This window comes from Streptococcus pseudopneumoniae (assembly GCF_001070815.1).
GTDB classification, from domain to species: Bacteria; Bacillota; Bacilli; order Lactobacillales; family Streptococcaceae; genus Streptococcus; species Streptococcus pseudopneumoniae_P.
Genome location: NZ_JVLX01000003.1, coordinates 1 through 18,911, shown reverse-complemented (window position 1 = coordinate 18,911; position 18,911 = coordinate 1). Strand labels below are relative to the sequence as shown.

The 18,911-nt window shown below is 39.9% G+C and carries 20 protein-coding genes; 17 read left to right on the top strand and 3 right to left on the bottom strand.

The window, feature by feature from the left end; all coding sequences use genetic code 11:
- The 3 genes from ADG81_RS00515 to ADG81_RS00505 all read right to left on the bottom strand — a co-directional run.
- A partial coding sequence (locus tag ADG81_RS00515) for a DUF1697 domain-containing protein (protein WP_049550588.1) occupies positions 1-423 on the bottom strand: 423 nt, incomplete at its 3' end.
- A gap of 48 nt (positions 424-471) precedes the next feature.
- A complete protein-coding gene (locus tag ADG81_RS00510; RefSeq protein ID WP_049516555.1) occupies positions 472-1,644 on the bottom strand; it encodes an NAD(P)/FAD-dependent oxidoreductase in 1,173 nt (390 codons plus the stop codon).
- 57 nt (positions 1,645-1,701) lie between these two features.
- Positions 1,702-2,547: a DegV family protein gene (locus ADG81_RS00505; protein WP_049516556.1), complete on the bottom strand. Its 846-nt coding sequence runs from the start codon at positions 2,545-2,547 to the stop codon at positions 1,702-1,704.
- Between the two features lie 124 nt (positions 2,548-2,671).
- On the opposite strand from ADG81_RS00505, the gene ADG81_RS00500 reads away from it, so the two are divergent.
- The 17 genes from ADG81_RS00500 (at position 2,672) to ADG81_RS00420 (ending at position 18,777) form a co-directional block, all read left to right on the top strand.
- Entirely contained in the window at positions 2,672-3,229 is a 558-nt protein-coding gene (locus tag ADG81_RS00500; protein WP_000004136.1) for a TetR/AcrR family transcriptional regulator, read from the top strand.
- An 18-nt stretch (positions 3,230-3,247) separates the two neighbouring features.
- Complete coding sequence (locus tag ADG81_RS00495) at positions 3,248-3,715, top strand: deoxycytidylate deaminase (RefSeq protein ID WP_000136976.1); 468 nt, start codon at positions 3,248-3,250, stop codon at positions 3,713-3,715.
- An 88-nt stretch (positions 3,716-3,803) separates the two neighbouring features.
- Complete coding sequence (gene upp, locus ADG81_RS00490; protein WP_000515974.1) at positions 3,804-4,433, top strand: uracil phosphoribosyltransferase; 630 nt, start codon at positions 3,804-3,806, stop codon at positions 4,431-4,433.
- 172 nt (positions 4,434-4,605) lie between these two features.
- Complete coding sequence (clpP, locus tag ADG81_RS00485; protein WP_000613465.1) at positions 4,606-5,196, top strand: ATP-dependent Clp protease proteolytic subunit ClpP; 591 nt, start codon at positions 4,606-4,608, stop codon at positions 5,194-5,196.
- Between the two features lie 78 nt (positions 5,197-5,274).
- The gene (locus tag ADG81_RS00480; RefSeq protein ID WP_000462121.1) at positions 5,275-5,562 is read left to right on the top strand and encodes a YlbG family protein; all 288 of its coding nucleotides are present in this window, start codon (positions 5,275-5,277) and stop codon (positions 5,560-5,562) included.
- Between the two features lie 67 nt (positions 5,563-5,629).
- The gene (locus ADG81_RS00475) at positions 5,630-6,790 is read left to right on the top strand and encodes an ABC transporter substrate-binding protein (RefSeq protein WP_000726121.1); all 1,161 of its coding nucleotides are present in this window, start codon (positions 5,630-5,632) and stop codon (positions 6,788-6,790) included.
- Positions 6,791-6,906: 116 nt separating this feature from the next.
- Positions 6,907-7,776: a branched-chain amino acid ABC transporter permease gene (locus ADG81_RS00470; protein WP_049550587.1), complete on the top strand. Its 870-nt coding sequence runs from the start codon at positions 6,907-6,909 to the stop codon at positions 7,774-7,776.
- Positions 7,777-7,779: 3 nt separating this feature from the next.
- A complete protein-coding gene (locus tag ADG81_RS00465; RefSeq protein ID WP_004256818.1) occupies positions 7,780-8,736 on the top strand; it encodes a branched-chain amino acid ABC transporter permease in 957 nt (318 codons plus the stop codon).
- Positions 8,736-9,500, top strand: a complete 765-nt coding sequence (locus ADG81_RS00460) for an ABC transporter ATP-binding protein (protein ID WP_001185997.1) — start codon at positions 8,736-8,738, stop codon at positions 9,498-9,500. The genes ADG81_RS00465 and ADG81_RS00460 overlap by 1 nt, the downstream gene beginning before the upstream one ends.
- The gene (locus ADG81_RS00455) at positions 9,500-10,210 is read left to right on the top strand and encodes an ABC transporter ATP-binding protein (protein ID WP_000062200.1); all 711 of its coding nucleotides are present in this window, start codon (positions 9,500-9,502) and stop codon (positions 10,208-10,210) included. The genes ADG81_RS00460 and ADG81_RS00455 overlap by 1 nt, the downstream gene beginning before the upstream one ends.
- A 362-nt stretch (positions 10,211-10,572) precedes the next feature.
- Entirely contained in the window at positions 10,573-11,229 is a 657-nt protein-coding gene (locus tag ADG81_RS00450) for a CBS domain-containing protein (protein WP_004256822.1), read from the top strand.
- A gap of 108 nt (positions 11,230-11,337) precedes the next feature.
- Positions 11,338-12,433, top strand: a protein-coding gene (prfB, locus tag ADG81_RS00445; protein WP_100198837.1) for a peptide chain release factor 2 whose coding sequence is annotated in 2 segments (ribosomal slippage) — positions 11,338-11,409 and positions 11,411-12,433 — 1,095 coding nt in all. Because the reading frame shifts where the segments join, the coding sequence is not laid out codon by codon here.
- Positions 12,434-12,450: 17 nt separating this feature from the next.
- Complete coding sequence (ftsE, locus tag ADG81_RS00440) at positions 12,451-13,143, top strand: cell division ATP-binding protein FtsE (RefSeq protein WP_049550586.1); 693 nt, start codon at positions 12,451-12,453, stop codon at positions 13,141-13,143.
- A complete protein-coding gene (gene ftsX / locus ADG81_RS00435) occupies positions 13,136-14,062 on the top strand; it encodes a permease-like cell division protein FtsX (protein WP_000625545.1) in 927 nt (308 codons plus the stop codon). The genes ftsE and ftsX overlap by 8 nt, the downstream gene beginning before the upstream one ends.
- 183 nt (positions 14,063-14,245) lie before the next feature.
- Complete coding sequence (locus ADG81_RS00430; RefSeq protein ID WP_080977995.1) at positions 14,246-16,426, top strand: PTS transporter subunit IIBC; 2,181 nt, start codon at positions 14,246-14,248, stop codon at positions 16,424-16,426.
- Between the two features lie 51 nt (positions 16,427-16,477).
- Positions 16,478-17,293 (top strand): endonuclease/exonuclease/phosphatase family protein, encoded by an 816-nt coding sequence (locus ADG81_RS00425; RefSeq protein WP_049550585.1) that lies wholly within the window; start codon positions 16,478-16,480, stop codon positions 17,291-17,293.
- Between the two features lie 140 nt (positions 17,294-17,433).
- Positions 17,434-18,777, top strand: coding sequence for a DEAD/DEAH box helicase (locus ADG81_RS00420; protein ID WP_049550584.1), 1,344 nt, complete (start codon positions 17,434-17,436; stop codon positions 18,775-18,777).
- Positions 18,778-18,911: the final 134 nt, after the last annotated feature.

The window sequence follows — 18,911 nt, the reverse complement described above, 5'->3', positions numbered from 1 at the left end:
AGCAGTTCTAGGGAGATAGAGGTAAAGGCAGTGGTTACCAATACAAATTTCTTCTTCACCGTAATCAATTTTCAATTTGTCTAAAGGGAGGCTTTGAATAGATTCTTGATAAAAAATCACGTGTATACGGTCATAAAGATAGTGTTCTCTAAAAGGGTTTTCTTGGATAATGTTTTTAAAAATATCCTTATTCTTAATGATTATTTTGAGATCGGCTCCAATCTTTTTCTTTATTAGAGTATGAACCTGTTCTCGTATTTTTTCTAAGGCTAAGTTACTTTCAAGAATGATATTACCACTTTGAATATAGGTTCGAACTTGTTGAAAACCGGCTTCTGTTAAGATATCTACTAGATAAGACATTTTAGGGATAGCATTTTTTCCATTAGGAGTAACTCCCCTTAACAAGATAATATGTTCCAAAGGACTTCCTTTCTTTTGGGGCTGATTTAGCCATTAAATAATTCAGATTTAGATTGGGTTTGATCCCGCCACCCAACCAGTACAGAGGGCAGAAGTGATGTTAAACCCACCCGTGTGGGCATTGATATCCAGTACCTCGCCAGCAAAGTGGAGTCCAGGTACCAGCTTACTTTCTAGAGTTTTGGGATTGATTTCCTTGAGACTGACGCCACCCTTGGTAACAAAGGACTTGGCAAGGGACATTTTTCCGGTCACAGGGATTTTGAGTGCTTTGATAGACTGGACAAGTTGTTCGCGTTCCTTTTCAGTCAGTTGTTTGACTTTGTCAGGATAGTCTTGCACAAAAAATTCTGCTAAGCGTTCTGGAAGCAAAGTTTTTAAGGCATTTTTTAGAGATTTTTCCCGATTTTCTTCTAGAAATGCAGTCAAATCCTCCTCAGAAAGTTGAGGCAAGACATCCAGTGAAAGGATTTCGCCACCCTTGACAAAACTGGACATACGTAGGGCAGCAGGACCTGACAAACCAAAGTGAGTAAAGAGCAAATCATGAGTAATGACATGCTTACCATAGTTTAGGGTCACATCGTCCAGCGAAATTCCCTGCAAGGCTTTGTGGGGAAAATCTGTCAACAAAGGACTTTCAGCGGCCTCAAGCTCGGTAATAGTGTGCTTAAAATGGCGAGCAATCTCGTGACCAAAACCAGTAGAACCAGTGGAAGGATAGGATTTTCCACCAGTTGTGACAATGAGTTTATCACAAGTGAAGACTTGGTTAGCTGACTTAAGGACAAATTGGTCATCTACCTTTTTAACCGAAACAATTTCGGTTTGAGTAGCAACTTGGCCGCCTAGCTCAGTGATTTTCTTTTCCAAGGCCTCTATAATTGTCCGAGACTTGTCAGTAGCAGGAAAGACGCGTCCGTGGTCCTCGACCTTAAGTTTAATCCCATTTTCCGTAAAAAAGTTAATGATATCATGGTTATCAAACTGGGAGAAGACACTATAAAGAAAGCGTCCGTTCCCAGGGATTCCAGCTAGTAGGTCATCTAGAGTTCCGTTGTTGGTTACATTGCAACGTCCCCCACCAGTCCCAGCTAATTTTTTTCCAAGTTTCCGATTTTTTTCGATGAGGAGGGTTTTCTGACCATAAAAGTTACTGGAAATCGTAGCCATCATGCCAGCAGGACCTCCACCGATGACAATAGTATCAAAATGTTTCATAGCTCTATTGTACCACAAAAAAACAAGAGATGAAGTCACCTCTTGTCAAGAATGCAATTAATCAATTTCATATCCCATCAGCAAACCACCATCTTCTGCATAAAAACTGCAGAGACCAGATGTTGGGAGAATTTTAATATCCGCCTGTGGGAAATTTTCGCGGATTCGCTCTGAGAGCTGTTGGCAACATTTCTCGTTATTGCGTTGGGCCATGACAATACGGCCACCAGCATATCCAGCTTTAATGATTTCATCATAGGCAGCTTGAACTGATTTCTTTGGTCCTCGTGCTTTTTGTAGCAATTCGAGAGTTCCAGTTTCACTAGCTTCTCCGACCATACGGATATTGAGAAGGCCAACGACCGTACCGATAAGCTTGCTCAAACGGCCGTTCTTTACCAAGTTATCGACTTTAGCTAGGACAAAAAGTAACTTGGTTTTTTCTTGATAGGCAGTGATAGATTCAACCACTTCTTCAAAAGATAAGCCCTGGTCGATCAAGTCATTCAATTTTTCTACGAGCAAGTCAACTTCCCCACCAGCAGACAAACTATCAATTATATGAATTTTAGTATCAGGATGTTCTTCCAGATAAATATTTTTTGCTAGTTGAGCACTATTGTGGCTTCCAGAAAGAGTACCAGTGATGGTTACTAGGAAAATGTTTTTGGCTCCTTCAAATGCTCGCAAATAATCATCTGGGCTTGGACAAGCTGATTTTGAAGCTTCTGCAGTTGCATACATGGTTTCCATCATTTGGTCAATGTCAAGACTGGCATCATCAACAAAGACCTGATCAGCTACTTGAATGGTTAAGGGGACACTTACAAAGGTCGTGTCAATAGCTGGTCTTGCCAGCTGACGATAATCACAACCAGAGTCAGCAATAATCTTCCAAGTCATAGAAATTCTCCATCTTTGTCAGTTATACATTGACAAAGGTTCTGTCTTTTTTTACAATTATATCATGAAAGCCCTTGAAACAAAAGCCTCATCCGTCTGTTGTGACAAGTAGAAAGAAAATGTTATGTCTGAACGTAGAATCTCTGAAAAGTCTCTTGAAAATCTCAGAAAATCAAACCAAGAATCCAATTTATTAACTAGAGAAGCCATCGAAACAGCCCTCTTGCAACTCTTGGAAAAAAAGGACTTGACCAAGATTAGTATTTCTGAATTAGTCAAGCGTGCAGGAGTTTCTCGTGCGGCCTTTTATCGCAATTATGATTCCAAAGAGGAGATTTTAGAAAGTGTCTTTAAACGAACTGTCCACAATATTATGGAACAGTTGCATCATTATGATTTAAAGACAGACCTTTATCTGGTCTGGGTTCATCTTTTCCGCGAGGCAAGAAAGGAAGCCAGAGTGATTCAACTGGCCTTGGATTACCATCTGGAAAAAATCTTTGTCCAAGCCATGCAGGAGTTTTTGGAAAAATACCATGGAAAATCAAAAGGTGTCAGCTCTTATCTTCATTCCTTCTGGAGTTCAGCCATCGTCTCAGTCCTTTTAAAATGGATCAAGGATGGCATGAAGGTACCTGCTGAAAAGATTGCGGATTTACGGTTACCATTTTTTAAAAAATAGAGAAAAAGGAGAAGAGATATGACTGAAAAAAGACTGGCCTGGGATGAGTATTTTGCAGCCCAAGCTCTACTAATTGCTAATCGTTCCACTTGTAAACGTGCTAAAGTGGGTGCAATTCTGGTTAAGGATAATAAAGTTATTTCCACTGGTTATAATGGTTCGGTGTCAGGGACTGAGCATTGTATTGACCACGAATGTCTGGTCATTGAAGGCCACTGTGTTCGCACTCTTCACGCAGAGGTTAATGCTATCCTTCAAGGTGCAGAACGTGGGGTTCCCAAAGGCTTTACAGCCTATGTAACACACTTTCCATGTCTCAACTGTACCAAACAATTATTGCAGGTTGGTTGCAAGCGCGTGGTTTATATAAACCAGTATCGAATGGACGACTATGCCCAATACCTTTATCAAGAAAAAGGGACAGAATTGACCCATTTACCACTTGAGACAGTACAGACAGCTCTTAAAGAGGCAGATTTAATGTAAAAATTATCAAAAATAAATGGTTTAGAAAGATTTTTAAACCATTTTTTGGTATAATAAGAAGAATAAATTGAAAGAAGGAATTCCAAAAATGGGAAAAATTGAAGTTATTAATCATCCACTGATTCAACACAAATTGTCAATCTTGCGTCGTACAGATACTTCTACAAAAGCTTTTCGTGAGCTAGTAGATGAGATTGCAATGTTGATGGGGTATGAAGTACTTCGTGATCTTCCACTAGAAGATGTGGAAATCGAAACACCAATTACAAAAACAGTTCAAAAACAATTGGCAGGTAAGAAATTGGCCATCGTTCCCATCTTGCGTGCAGGTATCGGGATGGTTGATGGACTCTTGAGCTTGGTTCCAGCTGCTAAGGTTGGTCACATTGGTATGTACCGTGATGAAGAAACACTTCAACCAGTTGAGTACTTGGTGAAATTGCCTGAAGATATTGACCAACGTCAAATTTTTGTCGTAGACCCAATGTTGGCAACAGGTGGCTCAGCAATCTTGGCTGTTGATTCTCTTAAAAAACGTGGCGCATCAAATATCAAATTTGTCTGCCTTGTATCTGCTCCAGAAGGTGTTAAAGCCCTTCAAGAAGCTCATCCAGATGTAGAAATCTTTACAGCAGCCTTGGATGAACGCTTGAATGAACACGGTTATATCGTTCCAGGTCTTGGAGATGCTGGGGACCGCTTGTTCGGTACAAAATAGAATTAAAAAGAGATTGACTTGGAAAAGGATTTCCAGTCACGAAAGGAGGTTGAGTTTTTGTTTCTGTCTGATGAAAACAGAGCAAAAATTTGACCTTTTTTGACCAAGATATTATAATAGTCTTATCTTCAGTCATTTGACCAACAAAATTAAAACTCAAAAGGAGAATTGAATGATTCCTGTAGTTATTGAACAAACAAGCCGTGGAGAACGTTCCTACGATATTTACTCACGTCTTCTAAAAGACCGCATCATTATGCTGACAGGTCCAGTTGAAGACAACATGGCTAACTCAGTTATTGCCCAGTTGCTTTTCTTGGATGCCCAAGATAGTACAAAAGATATTTACCTTTATGTCAATACACCTGGTGGTTCAGTTTCAGCTGGTTTGGCGATCGTTGACACCATGAACTTTATTAAGGCAGATGTCCAAACCATCGTTATGGGTATGGCCGCATCTATGGGGACGGTCATTGCATCAAGTGGAGCAAAAGGCAAACGTTTCATGCTTCCAAATGCTGAATACATGATCCACCAACCAATGGGTGGTACAGGCGGTGGTACTCAACAAACCGATATGGCGATTGCTGCAGAACATTTGCTTAAAACTCGTAAAACCTTGGAAAAAATCTTAGCTGAAAATTCAGGTCAGTCAATCGAAAAAGTCCATGCAGATGCAGAACGTGATAACTGGATGAGTGCCCAAGAAACACTTGAATATGGCTTTATTGATGAAATCATGGCTAACAATTCATTGAACTAATGATCAAAGAAGGCAAACTCGACTGGGTTTGCTTTTTTTGGTATAATAGGGAGAGATTTCTTAGAAAGAGGATTTACCATGTTTGAAAAAGTTAATCGATCTGGCTTGATTATCTATCTTTACTATAATCGTGATGCCAAAAAACTGCAGGATTATGGAGATATTACCTATCATTCCAAGAAACATCGTTACTTACAGCTTTATGTTCCAACTCAAGAAGTGGAGCAATTGGTCGGTCGCTTGGGCAAGGAAAAGTTTATAAAAAAAGTCAGGGTTTGTCATATCCAAGAGCTGGAAACACCCTTTGTGGGCAATCTTCATCGAGAGGAAAACGTTATCATCGAAAAAGTTCAAGAAAAGTGTTGACAATTTTCTGATAATTCGGTATATTCTTAACATGCTATTTATTTAAGAAATAAGGAGACAAAAAAAGATGAAGAAAAAATTTGCCCTATCGTTTGTGGCGCTTGCAAGTGTAGCACTTCTTGCAGCCTGTGGAGAAGTGAAGTCTGGAGCGTCAAACGCTGCTGGTAACTCAGTAGAGGAAAAGACAATCAAAATTGGATTTAACTTTGAAGAAACTGGTGCCGTAGCAGCCTACGGTACATCTGAACAAAAAGGTGCCCAACTTGCCGTTGATGAAATCAATGCAGCAGGTGGTATCGACGGAAAACAAATCGAAGTAGTTGATAAAGATAATAAGTCTGAAACTGCTGAGGCGGCTTCAGTAACAACTAACCTAGTAACCCAATCTAAGGTATCAGCAATCGTAGGACCTGCGACATCTGGTGCAACTGCAGCTGCTGTAGCTAACGCTACAAAAGCAGGTGTTCCATTGATTTCGCCAAGTGCGACTCAAGATGGATTGACTAAAGGTCAAGATTACCTCTTTATCGGAACATTCCAAGATAGCTTCCAAGGAAAAATTATCTCAAACTATGTTACTGAAAAATTAAACGCTAAGAAAGTTGTTCTTTACACTGACAATGCCAGCGACTATGCTAAAGGTATTGCTAAAGCCTTCCGTGAAGCTTACAAAGGTGAAATCGTTGCAGATGAAACTTTCGTAGCAGGTGACACAGACTTTCAAGCAGCCCTTACAAAAATGAAAGGGAAAGACTTTGATGCTATCATCGTCCCTGGTTACTACACTGAAGCTGGTAAAATTGTAAACCAAGCGCGTGGTATGGGAATTGATAAACCAATCGTTGGTGGTGATGGATTCAACGGTGAAGAGTTTGTACAACAAGCAACTGCTGAAAAAGCATCAAACATCTACTTTATCTCAGGCTTCTCAACTACTGTAGAAGTTTCAGCTAAAGCAAAAGCTTTCCTTGATGCTTACCGTGCTAAGTACAACGAAGAGCCTTCAACATTTGCAGCCTTGGCTTATGACTCAGTTCACCTTGTAGCAAACGCAGCAAAAGGTGCTAAAAACTCAGGTGAAATCAAGGATAACCTTGCTAAAACAAAAGATTTTGAAGGTGTAACTGGTCAAACAAGCTTCGATGCAGACCACAACACAGTCAAAACTGCTTACATGATGACCATGAACAATGGTAAGGTTGAAGCAGCAGAAGTTGTAAAACCATAATAGAAAAATGTTGAAATAGGGAATGAGCCTCTGACTCACTCCCTGTTTCGGTGTTTAAGAACCTATCAAAAAGTGAGGGGAAACCCTCAAAATTATAAATAGAAAGAGTGAATCTTATGCTCCAACAACTAGTAAATGGTTTGATTCTAGGTAGTGTTTATGCGCTGTTAGCCCTAGGATATACCATGGTTTACGGAATTATCAAGCTCATCAACTTCGCCCACGGTGATATTTATATGATGGGAGCCTTTATCGGTTATTTCTTGATTAATTCTTTCCAAATGAATTTCTTTGTAGCTCTTATTGTAGCTATGTTAGCGACAGCCATTCTTGGTGTCGTGATTGAGTTCCTTGCTTACCGACCTTTGCGTCACTCTACTCGTATTGCTGTTTTGATTACAGCTATTGGGGTTTCTTTCCTATTGGAATATGGGATGGTCTATCTGGTTGGTGCTAATACCCGTGCCTTCCCTCAAGCGATTCAAACAGTTCGCTATGATTTGGGAACAATTAGCTTAACGAATGTACAGTTAATGATTTTGGCAATTTCCTTGATTTTGATGATTTTGTTACAAGTCATTGTCCAAAAGACCAAGATGGGGAAAGCCATGCGTGCAGTATCAGTAGATAGCGATGCAGCGCAATTGATGGGGATCAATGTAAACCGTACTATCAGCTTTACTTTCGCTTTGGGTTCAGCTCTTGCGGGTGCGGCTGGTGTTCTGATTGCCCTTTATTATAACTCTCTTGAGCCTTTAATGGGGGTTACTCCAGGTCTTAAATCTTTCGTTGCCGCGGTACTTGGTGGTATCGGAATCATTCCTGGTGCGGCGCTTGGTGGATTTGTAATTGGTCTATTGGAAACCTTTGCGACAGCCTTTGGAATGTCAGACTTCCGTGATGCCATTGTTTATGGAATCTTGTTGTTGATCTTGATTGTCCGCCCAGCTGGTATCCTTGGTAAAAATGTGAAAGAGAAGGTGTAAACGATGAAGGAAAATTTAAAAGTCAATATTCTATGGTTACTCCTTTTGTTAGCTGGCTATGGCTTGATTAGTGTACTGGTTTCAGTCGGAGTACTCAACCTATTCTATGTACAGATTTTACAACAAATCGGAATTAATATTATTCTGGCTGTTGGTCTCAACTTAATCGTTGGTTTTTCAGGACAATTTTCACTTGGGCATGCTGGTTTCATGGCGATTGGTGCCTATGCAGCAGCTATTATTGGTTCTAAATCACCAACCTACGGTGCCTTCTTTGGAGCCATGCTGTTAGGTGCTTTGCTTTCAGGAGCAGTTGCCTTGCTTGTCGGAATTCCAACCTTACGCTTGAAGGGGGATTACCTTGCGGTAGCAACTCTCGGTGTTTCTGAAATTATCCGTATCTTTATCATCAATGGTGGAAGCCTTACAAATGGTGCAGCAGGTATCTTGGGAATTCCTAACTTTACAACCTGGCAAATGGTTTACTTCTTTGTCGTGATTACAACCATTGCAACCTTGAACTTTTTGCGTAGTCCGATTGGTCGTTCAACTCTCTCTGTTCGTGAGGATGAAATCGCTGCTGAGTCAGTTGGGGTTAATACGACTAAGATTAAAATCATCGCCTTCGTCTTTGGTGCTATTACTGCAAGTATTGCAGGGTCACTTCAGGCAGGATTTATCGGCTCTGTTGTACCGAAAGATTACACCTTCATCAACTCAATCAACGTATTGATTATTGTTGTATTTGGTGGACTTGGTTCCATTACAGGTGCCATTGTTTCAGCTATTGTTCTTGGAATTTTGAATATGCTTCTCCAAGATGTTGCTAGCGTTCGTATGATTATCTACGCTTTGGCCTTGGTATTGGTAATGATTTTCAGACCAGGTGGACTCCTTGGAACATGGGAATTGAGCCTATCACGTTTCTTTAAAAAATCTAAGAAGGAGGAACAAAACTAATGGCATTACTTGAAGTAAAACAGTTAACCAAACATTTTGGCGGTCTAACAGCTGTTGGAGATGTGACTCTTGAATTGAACGAAGGGGAACTGGTTGGACTAATCGGTCCAAATGGAGCTGGTAAAACCACCCTTTTCAACCTTTTGACCGGTGTTTATGAACCAAGTGAGGGAACAGTTACCCTTGATGGTCACCTTTTGAATGGGAAGTCACCTTATAAGATTGCTTCTTTGGGACTTGGACGTACATTCCAAAATATTCGTCTCTTTAAAGATTTAACAGTTTTGGACAATGTTTTGATTGCTTTTGGCAACCATCACAAACAACATGTTTTTGCTAGTTTCTTACGCTTACCAGCTTTTTACAAGAGTGAAAAAGAATTAAAAGCTAAAGCATTGGAATTGCTGAAAATCTTTGATTTAGATGGTGATGCAGAGACTCTTGCTAAAAACCTTGCCTATGGACAACAACGTCGTTTGGAAATTGTTCGTGCTCTTGCTACGGAACCTAAAATTCTCTTCTTAGATGAACCAGCAGCAGGTATGAACCCGCAGGAAACAGCAGAATTGACTGAGTTAATTCGTCGTATCAAAGATGAATTTAAGATTACGATCATGCTGATTGAACACGATATGAATCTGGTCATGGAAGTAACAGAACGTATCTACGTACTTGAATATGGTCGTTTGATTGCTCAGGGAACTCCAGACGAAATTAAGACCAATAAACGCGTTATCGAAGCTTATCTAGGAGGTGAAGCCTAATGTCTATGTTAAAAGTTGATAATCTTTCTGTGCATTACGGTATGATCCAAGCAGTTCGTGATGTAAGCTTTGAAGTAAATGAAGGAGAAGTTGTTTCCCTTATCGGTGCCAATGGTGCAGGTAAGACAACCATTCTCCGTACCTTGTCTGGTTTGGTTAGACCGAGTTCAGGAAAGATTGAATTTTTAGGTCAAGAAATCCAAAAAATGCCGGCTCAGAAAATCGTGGCAGGTGGTCTTTCACAAGTTCCAGAAGGACGCCACGTCTTTCCTGGCTTGACTGTTATGGAAAATCTTGAAATGGGAGCTTTCTTAAAGAAAAATCGTGAAGAAAATCAAGCTAACTTGAAGAAGGTTTTCTCACGTTTCCCACGTCTTGAAGAACGGAAGAACCAGGATGCAGCCACTCTTTCAGGAGGAGAACAACAAATGCTTGCCATGGGACGCGCCCTCATGTCAACACCAAAACTTCTTCTTTTAGATGAACCATCAATGGGACTTGCCCCAATCTTTATCCAAGAGATTTTTGATATCATTCAAGACATCCAGAAACAAGGAACAACCGTCCTCTTGATTGAACAAAATGCCAATAAAGCACTCGCAATCTCTGATCGAGGCTATGTATTGGAAACAGGGAAAATCGTTCTATCAGGAACAGGAAAAGAACTTGCTTCATCAGAAGAAGTCAGAAAAGCGTATCTAGGTGGCTAAAACAATCCAGTGGATTGTTTTAGTCGGCAGATGAAGATTGCGTAAGCAATCTTCGCATAGTCTGGGAGACTAGTTTAGGTTGCAGATAAAGATTACGAAGTAATCATCATTATGGTCCGGGGGACCTTTTTAGTCGGCATATTTAGATTGCAAAGCAATCTTCATCTACATTAAAAGGTTAATTTCTAATAATTGAAAAAATCGAATGAAACGTTTTTTACCTTCATTCACAGAGCTCGATTTCAGAGCTCTTTTTGCTAGCTTATTCATACTTTTCTGAATTTTGAAAAAGAAATGTAAGCGTTTGATAGATTTGCAAAAAGATTGTATAATAGGGGTAAGAATAGAAAAGGAGAAGTCTCATGGCAGTTAAAGATTTTATGACCCGCAAGGTAGTTTATATTAGTCCAGATACAACAGTATCTCATGCAGCAGATTTGATGAGAGAGCAAGGGTTGCACCGCTTGCCTGTTATCGAAAATGATCAATTGGTTGGTTTGGTGACTGAGGGAACCATTGCACAAGCAAGTCCATCAAAAGCAACAAGTCTTTCTATCTATGAGATGAATTATCTTCTAAATAAGACCAAAGTAAAAGATGTGATGATTCGCGATGTTGTCACTGTTTCAGGCTATGCGAGTCTTGAGGATGCAACTTATTTGATGTTGAAAAACAAGATTGGTATTCTTCCTGTCGTTGATAACCATCAAGTCTATGGAGTTATTACGGACCGTGACGTTTTCCAAGCCTTTCTTGAAATTGCTGGTTATGGTGAAGAAGGAATTCGTGTGCGCTTTGTTACGGAAAATGAAGTTGGTGTACTCGGAAAGATTGTTTCTTTGATTGTAGAAGAAAATTTGAATATCTCGCATACAGTCAATATTCCGCGTAAGGATGGTAAGGTCATTATCGAAGTTCAAATCGATGGATCAATTGATTTACCAGCCTTGAAAGAAAAATTTGAATCAGAGAATATTCAAGTAGAAGAGATTACTCGTACTTCAGCAAAAGTCTTGTAAGAAGGGAAGCCGAAAGGCTTCTTTTTACATGCAATAAGGGATTAGATCAAAAGATGGAAAGAAATGATAGATTATGGTATAATAAAATGATACAAAAAAGGAGTATTTATGGACATTTCAGAAATTCGTCAGAAAATTGACGCAAATCGTGAAAAATTAGCTTCTTTCAGGGGGTCTCTTTGACCTCGAAGGTTTAGAGGAAGAGATTGCCATCTTGGAAAACAAGATGACAGAACCTGATTTTTGGAACGATAATATCGCGGCCCAAAAAACGTCGCAAGAATTAAATGAATTAAAAAACACCTACAACACCTTCCACAAAATGGAAGAGTTACAGGATGAAGTCGAAATTTTATTAGACTTTTTAGCAGAAGATGAGTCGGTGCATGAAGAATTGGTTGAGCAGTTATCAGAACTTGATAAGATGATGACCAGTTACGAGATGACCTTGCTCTTGTCAGAACCTTATGACCATAATAATGCCATCTTGGAAATCCATCCAGGATCCGGTGGTACTGAGGCTCAGGACTGGGGTGATATGTTGCTTCGTATGTACACTCGCTATGGAAATGCTAAAGGCTTTAAAGTGGAAGTATTGGATTACCAAGCAGGAGATGAAGCTGGTATTAAGTCGGTAACCCTATCATTTGAAGGACCTAATGCCTATGGTCTTCTCAAGTCAGAAATGGGTGTTCACCGTTTGGTCCGTATTTCACCATTTGACTCTGCCAAACGTCGCCATACCTCTTTCACATCTGTAGAAGTAATGCCAGAATTAGATGATACTATTGAAGTGGAAATACGTGAAGATGACATCAAGATGGATACCTTCCGTTCAGGTGGTGCTGGTGGACAAAACGTCAATAAGGTTTCAACAGGTGTACGTTTAACACATATTCCTACTGGGACTGTTGTCCAGTCAACGGTCGATCGTACCCAGTATGGAAATAGAGATCGTGCCATGAAGATGTTGCAGGCTAAGCTCTATCAAATGGAGCAAGAAAAGAAAGCTGCGGAAGTCGATTCCCTCAAGGGTGAGAAAAAGGAAATCACATGGGGAAGCCAAATCCGTTCATATGTTTTCACGCCTTATACTATGGTAAAAGATCATCGAACTAGTTTTGAAGTTGCGCAGGTAGATAAGGTTATGGATGGAGACCTAGATGGTTTTATCGATGCTTATCTCAAGTGGCGAATCAGCTAAGATAGAAAGGAACTCACATGTCAATCATTGAAATGAGAGATGTTGTCAAAAAGTATGATAACGGAACGACTGCCCTACGCGGTGTTTCGGTCAGCGTTCAACCGGGAGAATTTGCTTACATTGTAGGACCTTCAGGAGCAGGGAAGTCAACCTTCATTCGTTCTCTATATCGTGAAGTAAAAATCGAAAAAGGAAGCTTATCTGTTGCTGGTTTTAATCTGGTTAAAATTAAAAAGAAAGATATCCCTCTCCTACGTCGTAGTGTTGGGGTTGTCTTCCAAGATTATAAACTGTTACCAAAGAAAACCGTTTATGAAAATATTGCTTATGCAATGGAGGTAATTGGAGAAAGTCGCCGTAATATCAAAAAACGTGTTATGGAAGTTTTAGACTTGGTTGGATTGAAGCATAAGGTTCGTTCTTTCCCAAATGAACTTTCAGGGGGAGAACAACAGCGTATTGCGATAGCGCGTGCTATTGTAAATAATCCCAAAGTATTGATTGCGGACGAACCAACAGGAAACTTGGACCCAGATAATTCATGGGAAATTATGAACTTGCTGGAACGCATCAATCTCCAAGGTACAACTGTCTTGATGGCTACCCACAACAGTCAGATTGTAAATACCTTGCGCCACCGTGTCATTGCCATTGAAAATGGCCGTGTCGTTCGTGACGAAGCTAAAGGAGAATATGGATACGATGATTAGTAGATTTTTTCGTCATTTATTTGAATCGTTAAAAAGTTTGAAACGAAATGGCTGGATGACAGTAGCTGCTGTCAGTTCAGTTATGATTACTTTGACCTTGGTTGCAATATTTGCATCTGTTATCTTTAATACGGCTAAACTAGCTACAGATATCGAAAATAATGTCCGAGTAATGGTATACATTCGTAAGGACGTAGCTGATAATAGTGAGACGATTGAAAAAGAAGGTCAAACTGTTACAAATAACGACTACCATAAAGTATATGATGCTTTGAAAGGTATGTCAACCGTTAAAAGTGTTACGTTTTCAAGTAAAGAAGAACAATATGAAAAGTTGACCGAAACAATGGGGGACAACTGGAAAATCTTTGAAGGAGATGCCAATCCTCTCTATGATGCATATATTGTTGACACCAACACGCCAAGCGATGTAAAGACAGTAGCAGAAGAGGCTAAGAAAATTGAAGGTGTATCAGAAGTTCAAGATGGTGGTGCCAATACCGAACGCTTGTTTAAGTTAGCCTCATTTATTCGTGTCTGGGGATTAGTTATCGCGGGATTATTGATTTTCATTGCGGTGTTCTTGATTTCTAATACTATTCGTATCACCATTATTTCACGAAGCCGTGAAATTCAAATCATGCGTTTAGTAGGTGCTAAGAACGGCTATATCCGTGGACCTTTCTTGCTTGAAGGTGCCTTCATTGGTTTGCTTGGAGCAACACTTCCATCAGTTCTGGTATTTATTGTCTATAAAATGGTTTACCAATCGGTTAATAAGTCATTGGTTGGTCAGAACCTTTCAATGATATCACCAGAAGTATTCAGTCCACTGATGATTGCCTTATTATTTGTGATTGGAATTTTTATCGGTTCAATCGGATCAGGAATTTCAATGCGCCGATTCTTGAAGATTTAGGTAAACTAGCTACTTTTATGAGGAGATTAAATGATCTCCTTTTTTGCTACAAGAATTTTAGAAAAAAGTGTACTTTTTTTTATAAAAGCCTTTACAAAAAAAATTAAAGTGGTATAATTAAATCATAAAAGGTGCAAACGTTTTCGTAAAACGTTTGCCTAAATAAAAATAAAGGAGATTTGAATGATGAAAGATACATTCAAAAATGTCTTGTCTTTCGAATTTTGGCAAAAATTCGGTAAGGCTTTGATGGTGGTTATCGCGGTTATGCCGGCTGCTGGTTTGATGATTTCAATCGGTAAGTCTATCGTGATGATTAACCCAACCTTTTCACCACTTGTTATTACTGGTGGTGTACTAGAACAAATCGGTTGGGGGGTTATCGTTAACCTTCATATCTTGTTCGCCCTAGCCATTGGAGGTAGCTGGGCTAAAGAACGTGCTGGTGGTGCTTTCGCCGCTGGTCTTGCCTTCATCTTGATTAACCGTATCACTGGTACAATCTTTGGCGTATCAGGCGATATGTTGAAAAATCCAGATGCTATGGTTTCAACACTATTGGGTGGGCAAATCAAAGTTGCTGATTACTTCATTAGTGTTATGGAAGCACCAGCACTTAATATGGGTGTGTTCGTAGGGATTATTTCTGGTTTTATTGGAGCAACTGCTTACAATAAATACTATAACTTCCGTAAGCTTCCTGATGCACTTTCATTCTTTAACGGAAAACGTTTTGTACCGTTTGTAGTTATTCTTCGTTCAATAATTGCTGCAATTGTACTTTCAGCTTTCTGGCCACTTGTGCAAACTGGTATCAATAGCTTTGGTATCTGGATTGCTAACTCACAAGAAACTGCTCCAATCCTTGCACCATTCTTGTATGGTACATTGGAACGTTTGCTCTTACCATTTGGTCTTCACCACATGTTGACTATCCCAATGAACTACACAGCTCTTGGTGGTACTTATGAGGTCTTAACTGGTGCAGCAAAAGGTAGCCAAGTATTTGGTCAAGATCCACTTTGGCTTGCATGGGTAACAGACCTTGTAAACCTTAAAGGTACTGATGCTAGTCAATACCAACACTTGTTAGATACTGTTCATCCAGCTCGTTTCAAAGTTGGACAAATGATTGGTTCATTCGGTATCTTGATGGGTGTGGTTGTGGCTATCTACCGTAATGTTGATGCAGACAAGAAACACAAATACAAAGGTATGATGATTGCAACAGCTCTTGCAACATTCTTGACAGGGGTTACTGAACCAATCGAATACATGTTCATGTTTGTAGCAACACCTATGTATCTTGTTTACTCACTTGTTCAAGGTGCTGCCTTCGCTATGGCTGACGTCGTAAACCTACGTATGCACTCATTCGGTTCAATCGAGTTCTTGACTCGTACACCTATTGCGATTAGCGCTGGTATCGGTATGGATATCGTTAACTTTGTTTGGGTAACTGTTCTCTTTGCTGTAATCATGTACTTTATCGCAAACTTCATGATTCAAAAATTCAACTACGCAACTCCAGGGCGTAACGGAAACTACGAAACTGCTGAAGGTTCAGAAGAAGCTAGCAGCGAAGTGAAAGTTGCAGCAGGTTCTCAAGCTGTAAACATTATCAACCTTCTTGGTGGACGTGCAAACATCGTTGATGTAGACGCATGTATGACTCGTCTTCGTGTAACTGTAAAAGACGCTGACAAAGTCGGTGATGCAGAACAATGGAAAGCAGAAGGAGCTATGGGTCTTGTCATGAAAGGACAAGGAGTTCAAGCTATCTACGGTCCAAAAGCAGACGTATTGAAATCTGATATCCAAGATATCCTTGATTCAGGTGAAATCATTCCTGAAACTCTTCTAAGTCAAATGACAGAAGCACAACAAAACACAGTTCACTATAAAGGTCTTACTGAGGAAGTATACTCAGTAGCAGATGGTCAAGTTGTTGCTTTGGAACAAGTGAAAGATCCAGTATTTGCTCAAAAAATGATGGGTGACGGATTTGCTGTAGAACCTGCAAATGGAAACATTGTATCTCCAGTTTCAGGTACTGTATCAAGCATCTTCCCTACAAAACATGCTCTTGGTTTTGTGACTGAAGCAGGTCTTGAAGTATTGGTTCACATTGGTTTGGACACAGTAAGTCTTGAAGGTAAACCATTTACAGTTCATGTTGCTGAAGGACAAAAAGTTGCAGCAGGTGATCTCCTTGTCACAGCTGACTTGGATGCTATCCGTGCAGCAGGACGTGAAACTTCAACAGTAGTTGTCTTCACAAATGGTGATGCAATTAAATCAGTTAAATTAGAAAAAACAGGTTCTCTTGCAGCTAAAACAGCAGTTGCTAAAGTAGAATTATAATATACTTGAGGTTGGAAGCTGTATTCCAACCTCTTATTTTGGGAGAAAAGAATGAAATTTTTAACACTCAATACTCACAGTTGGATGGAGAAAGAAGCAGAGGAAAAATTCCAGATTTTGCTTCAGGATATTCTTGAAAAGGACTATGATTTGATTTGTTTCCAAGAAATCAATCAGGAGATCACTTCGCCAGAGGTGGAGGTTAATGACCTTTATCAACCTTTGCCAGCAGCTGAGCCTATTCACCAAGATCACTATGTTAGACTTTTGGTTGAAAAGTTGTCTGAGCAAGGGAAAAATTACTACTGGACTTGGGCCTATAACCATATCGGTTATGATCGCTACCACGAAGGTGTGGCTATCTTGTCTAAAACACCTATTGAAGCCAGAGAAATTTTGGTTTCAGATGTGGATGATCCAACAGACTATCATACTCGCCGTGTTGCCTTGGCTGAAACTGTAGTCGATGGTAATGAACTTGCAGTTGCCAGCGTCCACCTTTCTTGGTGGGATAAAGGTTTCCAAGAAGAATGGGTACGATTTGAGGCTGTCTTGAAAGAATTGAACAAGCCACTTTTGCTTGCTGGAGATTTCAACAACCCAGCTGGTCAGGAAGGTTACCAAGCTATTTTAGCTAGTTCATTAGGCTTACAAGACGCATTTGTAGTTGCTCAAGAGAAAAGTGGTAGCTATACTGTTCCACCAGAAATTGATGGCTGGAAAGGGAACACTGAACCCCTTCGAATCGACTATGTTTTTACTACCCAAGAGTTAGAGGTGGAAAAATTACATGTCGTATTTGATGGTAACAAGAGTCCACAAGTTAGTGATCACTATGGCTTGAATGCTATTTTAAACTGGAAATAATGACTGAAAAGAGGTTGGAATTATAAAATTCTAGCCTTTTTATGACTAGAGAAGCTACTGGAAATAGACTAAATAAGTGAGACTACTGAAATGTAATAAAATATGGTATAATTGATAAGATAGATAGAATCGAGGATATTATGCCATTTACGAAATTTCAATTTAAAAACTATATTAGAGAAGCCTTGGAGGAGTTAAAATTTACAACTCCAACAGAGGTTCAAGATAAGTTGATTCCTATTGTTTTGGAAGGTCGTGACCTAGTCGGTGAATCAAAAACAGGTTCGGGTAAGACTCACACTTTCCTATTGCCGATTTTCCAGCAATTAGATGAAGCCAGCGATAGTGTTCAAGCAGTCATTACTGCACCGAGTCGTGAGTTGGCTACTCAAATTTATCAAGCAGCGCGTCAGATTTCAGCTCACTCAGAGGTAGAAATTCGTGTGGTTAATTATGTGGGTGGTACAGATAAGGCTCGCCAGATTGACAAATTGGCAAGTAACCAGCCTCATATTGTTATCGGAACGCCTGGCCGTATTTATGACTTAGTTAAGTCTGGTGACCTAGCTATTCACAAGGCTAAGACCTTTGTGGTCGATGAGGCAGATATGACCTTGGATATGGGATTCTTGGAAACTGTTGATAAGATTGCTGGAAGCCTTCCAAAAGACTTGCAATTCATGGTCTTCTCAGCGACTATCCCACAAAAACTGCAACCATTCTTGAAAAAATACTTGTCAAATCCTGTTATGGAGAAAATCAAGACCAAAACGGTCATTTCTGATACCATTGATAATTGGTTGATTTCTACAAAGGGACGTGACAAGAATGCTCAAATTTACCAGTTGACTCAGTTGATGCAACCGTATTTGGCAATGATTTTTGTTAACACTAAAACGCGTGCTGATGAATTGTATTCATATCTGACTGCTCAAGGCTTGAAGGTGGCAAAAATCCATGGGGGTATTGCCCCTCGTGAGCGCAAACGTATCATGAACCAGGTGAAAAATCTGGATTTTGAGTATATTGTCGCAACAGATTTGGCAGCGCGTGGAATTGACATTGAAGGTGTCAGCCATGTCATCAATGATGCTATTCCGCAAGATTTGTCCTTCTTTGTTCACCGTGTTGGTCGTACTGGACGAAATGGCCTACCAGGTACAGCTATTACCCTTTATCAGCCAAGCGATGACTCGGATATCCGTGAGTTGGAGAAATTAGGAATTAAATTTACTCCGAAGATGGTAAAAGATGGAGAATTCCAAGATACCTATGACCGTGATCGTCGTGCAAACCGTGAAAAGAAGCAGGATAAGCTTGATATCGAAATGATTGGTTTGGTTAAAAAGAAAAAGAAAAAAGTCAAACCAGGTTATAAGAAGAAAATTCAATGGGCGGTTGATGAAAAGCGCCGCAAAACCAAGCGCGCTGAAAATCGTGCTCGCGGTCGTGCAGAACGTAAAGCAAAACGCCAAACATTTTAATAGCAATTGTTGGAGTGCTGAGCTCCAACTTTTTTTTATTTATGATAACGAACTATCTTAACCAAAACTCTACATTAAAGGGCTCTTTGTCAACTGTAGTGGGTTGAATAAAAGCTAAAACCGAGAAAGGACAA

Coding starts and splice junctions, on each gene's coding strand:
- ADG81_RS00510 (WP_049516555.1), bottom strand. CDS start 1,644: ATGAAACATTTTGATACTATTGTCATCGGTGGAGGTCCTGCTGGCATG.
- ADG81_RS00505 (WP_049516556.1), bottom strand. CDS start 2,547: ATGACTTGGAAGATTATTGCTGACTCTGGTTGTGATTATCGTCAGCTG.
- ADG81_RS00500 (WP_000004136.1), top strand. CDS start 2,672: ATGTCTGAACGTAGAATCTCTGAAAAGTCTCTTGAAAATCTCAGAAAA.
- ADG81_RS00495 (WP_000136976.1), top strand. CDS start 3,248: ATGACTGAAAAAAGACTGGCCTGGGATGAGTATTTTGCAGCCCAAGCT.
- upp (WP_000515974.1), top strand. CDS start 3,804: ATGGGAAAAATTGAAGTTATTAATCATCCACTGATTCAACACAAATTG.
- clpP (WP_000613465.1), top strand. CDS start 4,606: ATGATTCCTGTAGTTATTGAACAAACAAGCCGTGGAGAACGTTCCTAC.
- ADG81_RS00480 (WP_000462121.1), top strand. CDS start 5,275: ATGTTTGAAAAAGTTAATCGATCTGGCTTGATTATCTATCTTTACTAT.
- ADG81_RS00475 (WP_000726121.1), top strand. CDS start 5,630: ATGAAGAAAAAATTTGCCCTATCGTTTGTGGCGCTTGCAAGTGTAGCA.
- ADG81_RS00470 (WP_049550587.1), top strand. CDS start 6,907: ATGCTCCAACAACTAGTAAATGGTTTGATTCTAGGTAGTGTTTATGCG.
- ADG81_RS00465 (WP_004256818.1), top strand. CDS start 7,780: ATGAAGGAAAATTTAAAAGTCAATATTCTATGGTTACTCCTTTTGTTA.
- ADG81_RS00460 (WP_001185997.1), top strand. CDS start 8,736: ATGGCATTACTTGAAGTAAAACAGTTAACCAAACATTTTGGCGGTCTA.
- ADG81_RS00455 (WP_000062200.1), top strand. CDS start 9,500: ATGTCTATGTTAAAAGTTGATAATCTTTCTGTGCATTACGGTATGATC.
- ADG81_RS00450 (WP_004256822.1), top strand. CDS start 10,573: ATGGCAGTTAAAGATTTTATGACCCGCAAGGTAGTTTATATTAGTCCA.
- ftsE (WP_049550586.1), top strand. CDS start 12,451: ATGTCAATCATTGAAATGAGAGATGTTGTCAAAAAGTATGATAACGGA.
- ftsX (WP_000625545.1), top strand. CDS start 13,136: ATGATTAGTAGATTTTTTCGTCATTTATTTGAATCGTTAAAAAGTTTG.
- ADG81_RS00430 (WP_080977995.1), top strand. CDS start 14,246: ATGATGAAAGATACATTCAAAAATGTCTTGTCTTTCGAATTTTGGCAA.
- ADG81_RS00425 (WP_049550585.1), top strand. CDS start 16,478: ATGAAATTTTTAACACTCAATACTCACAGTTGGATGGAGAAAGAAGCA.
- ADG81_RS00420 (WP_049550584.1), top strand. CDS start 17,434: ATGCCATTTACGAAATTTCAATTTAAAAACTATATTAGAGAAGCCTTG.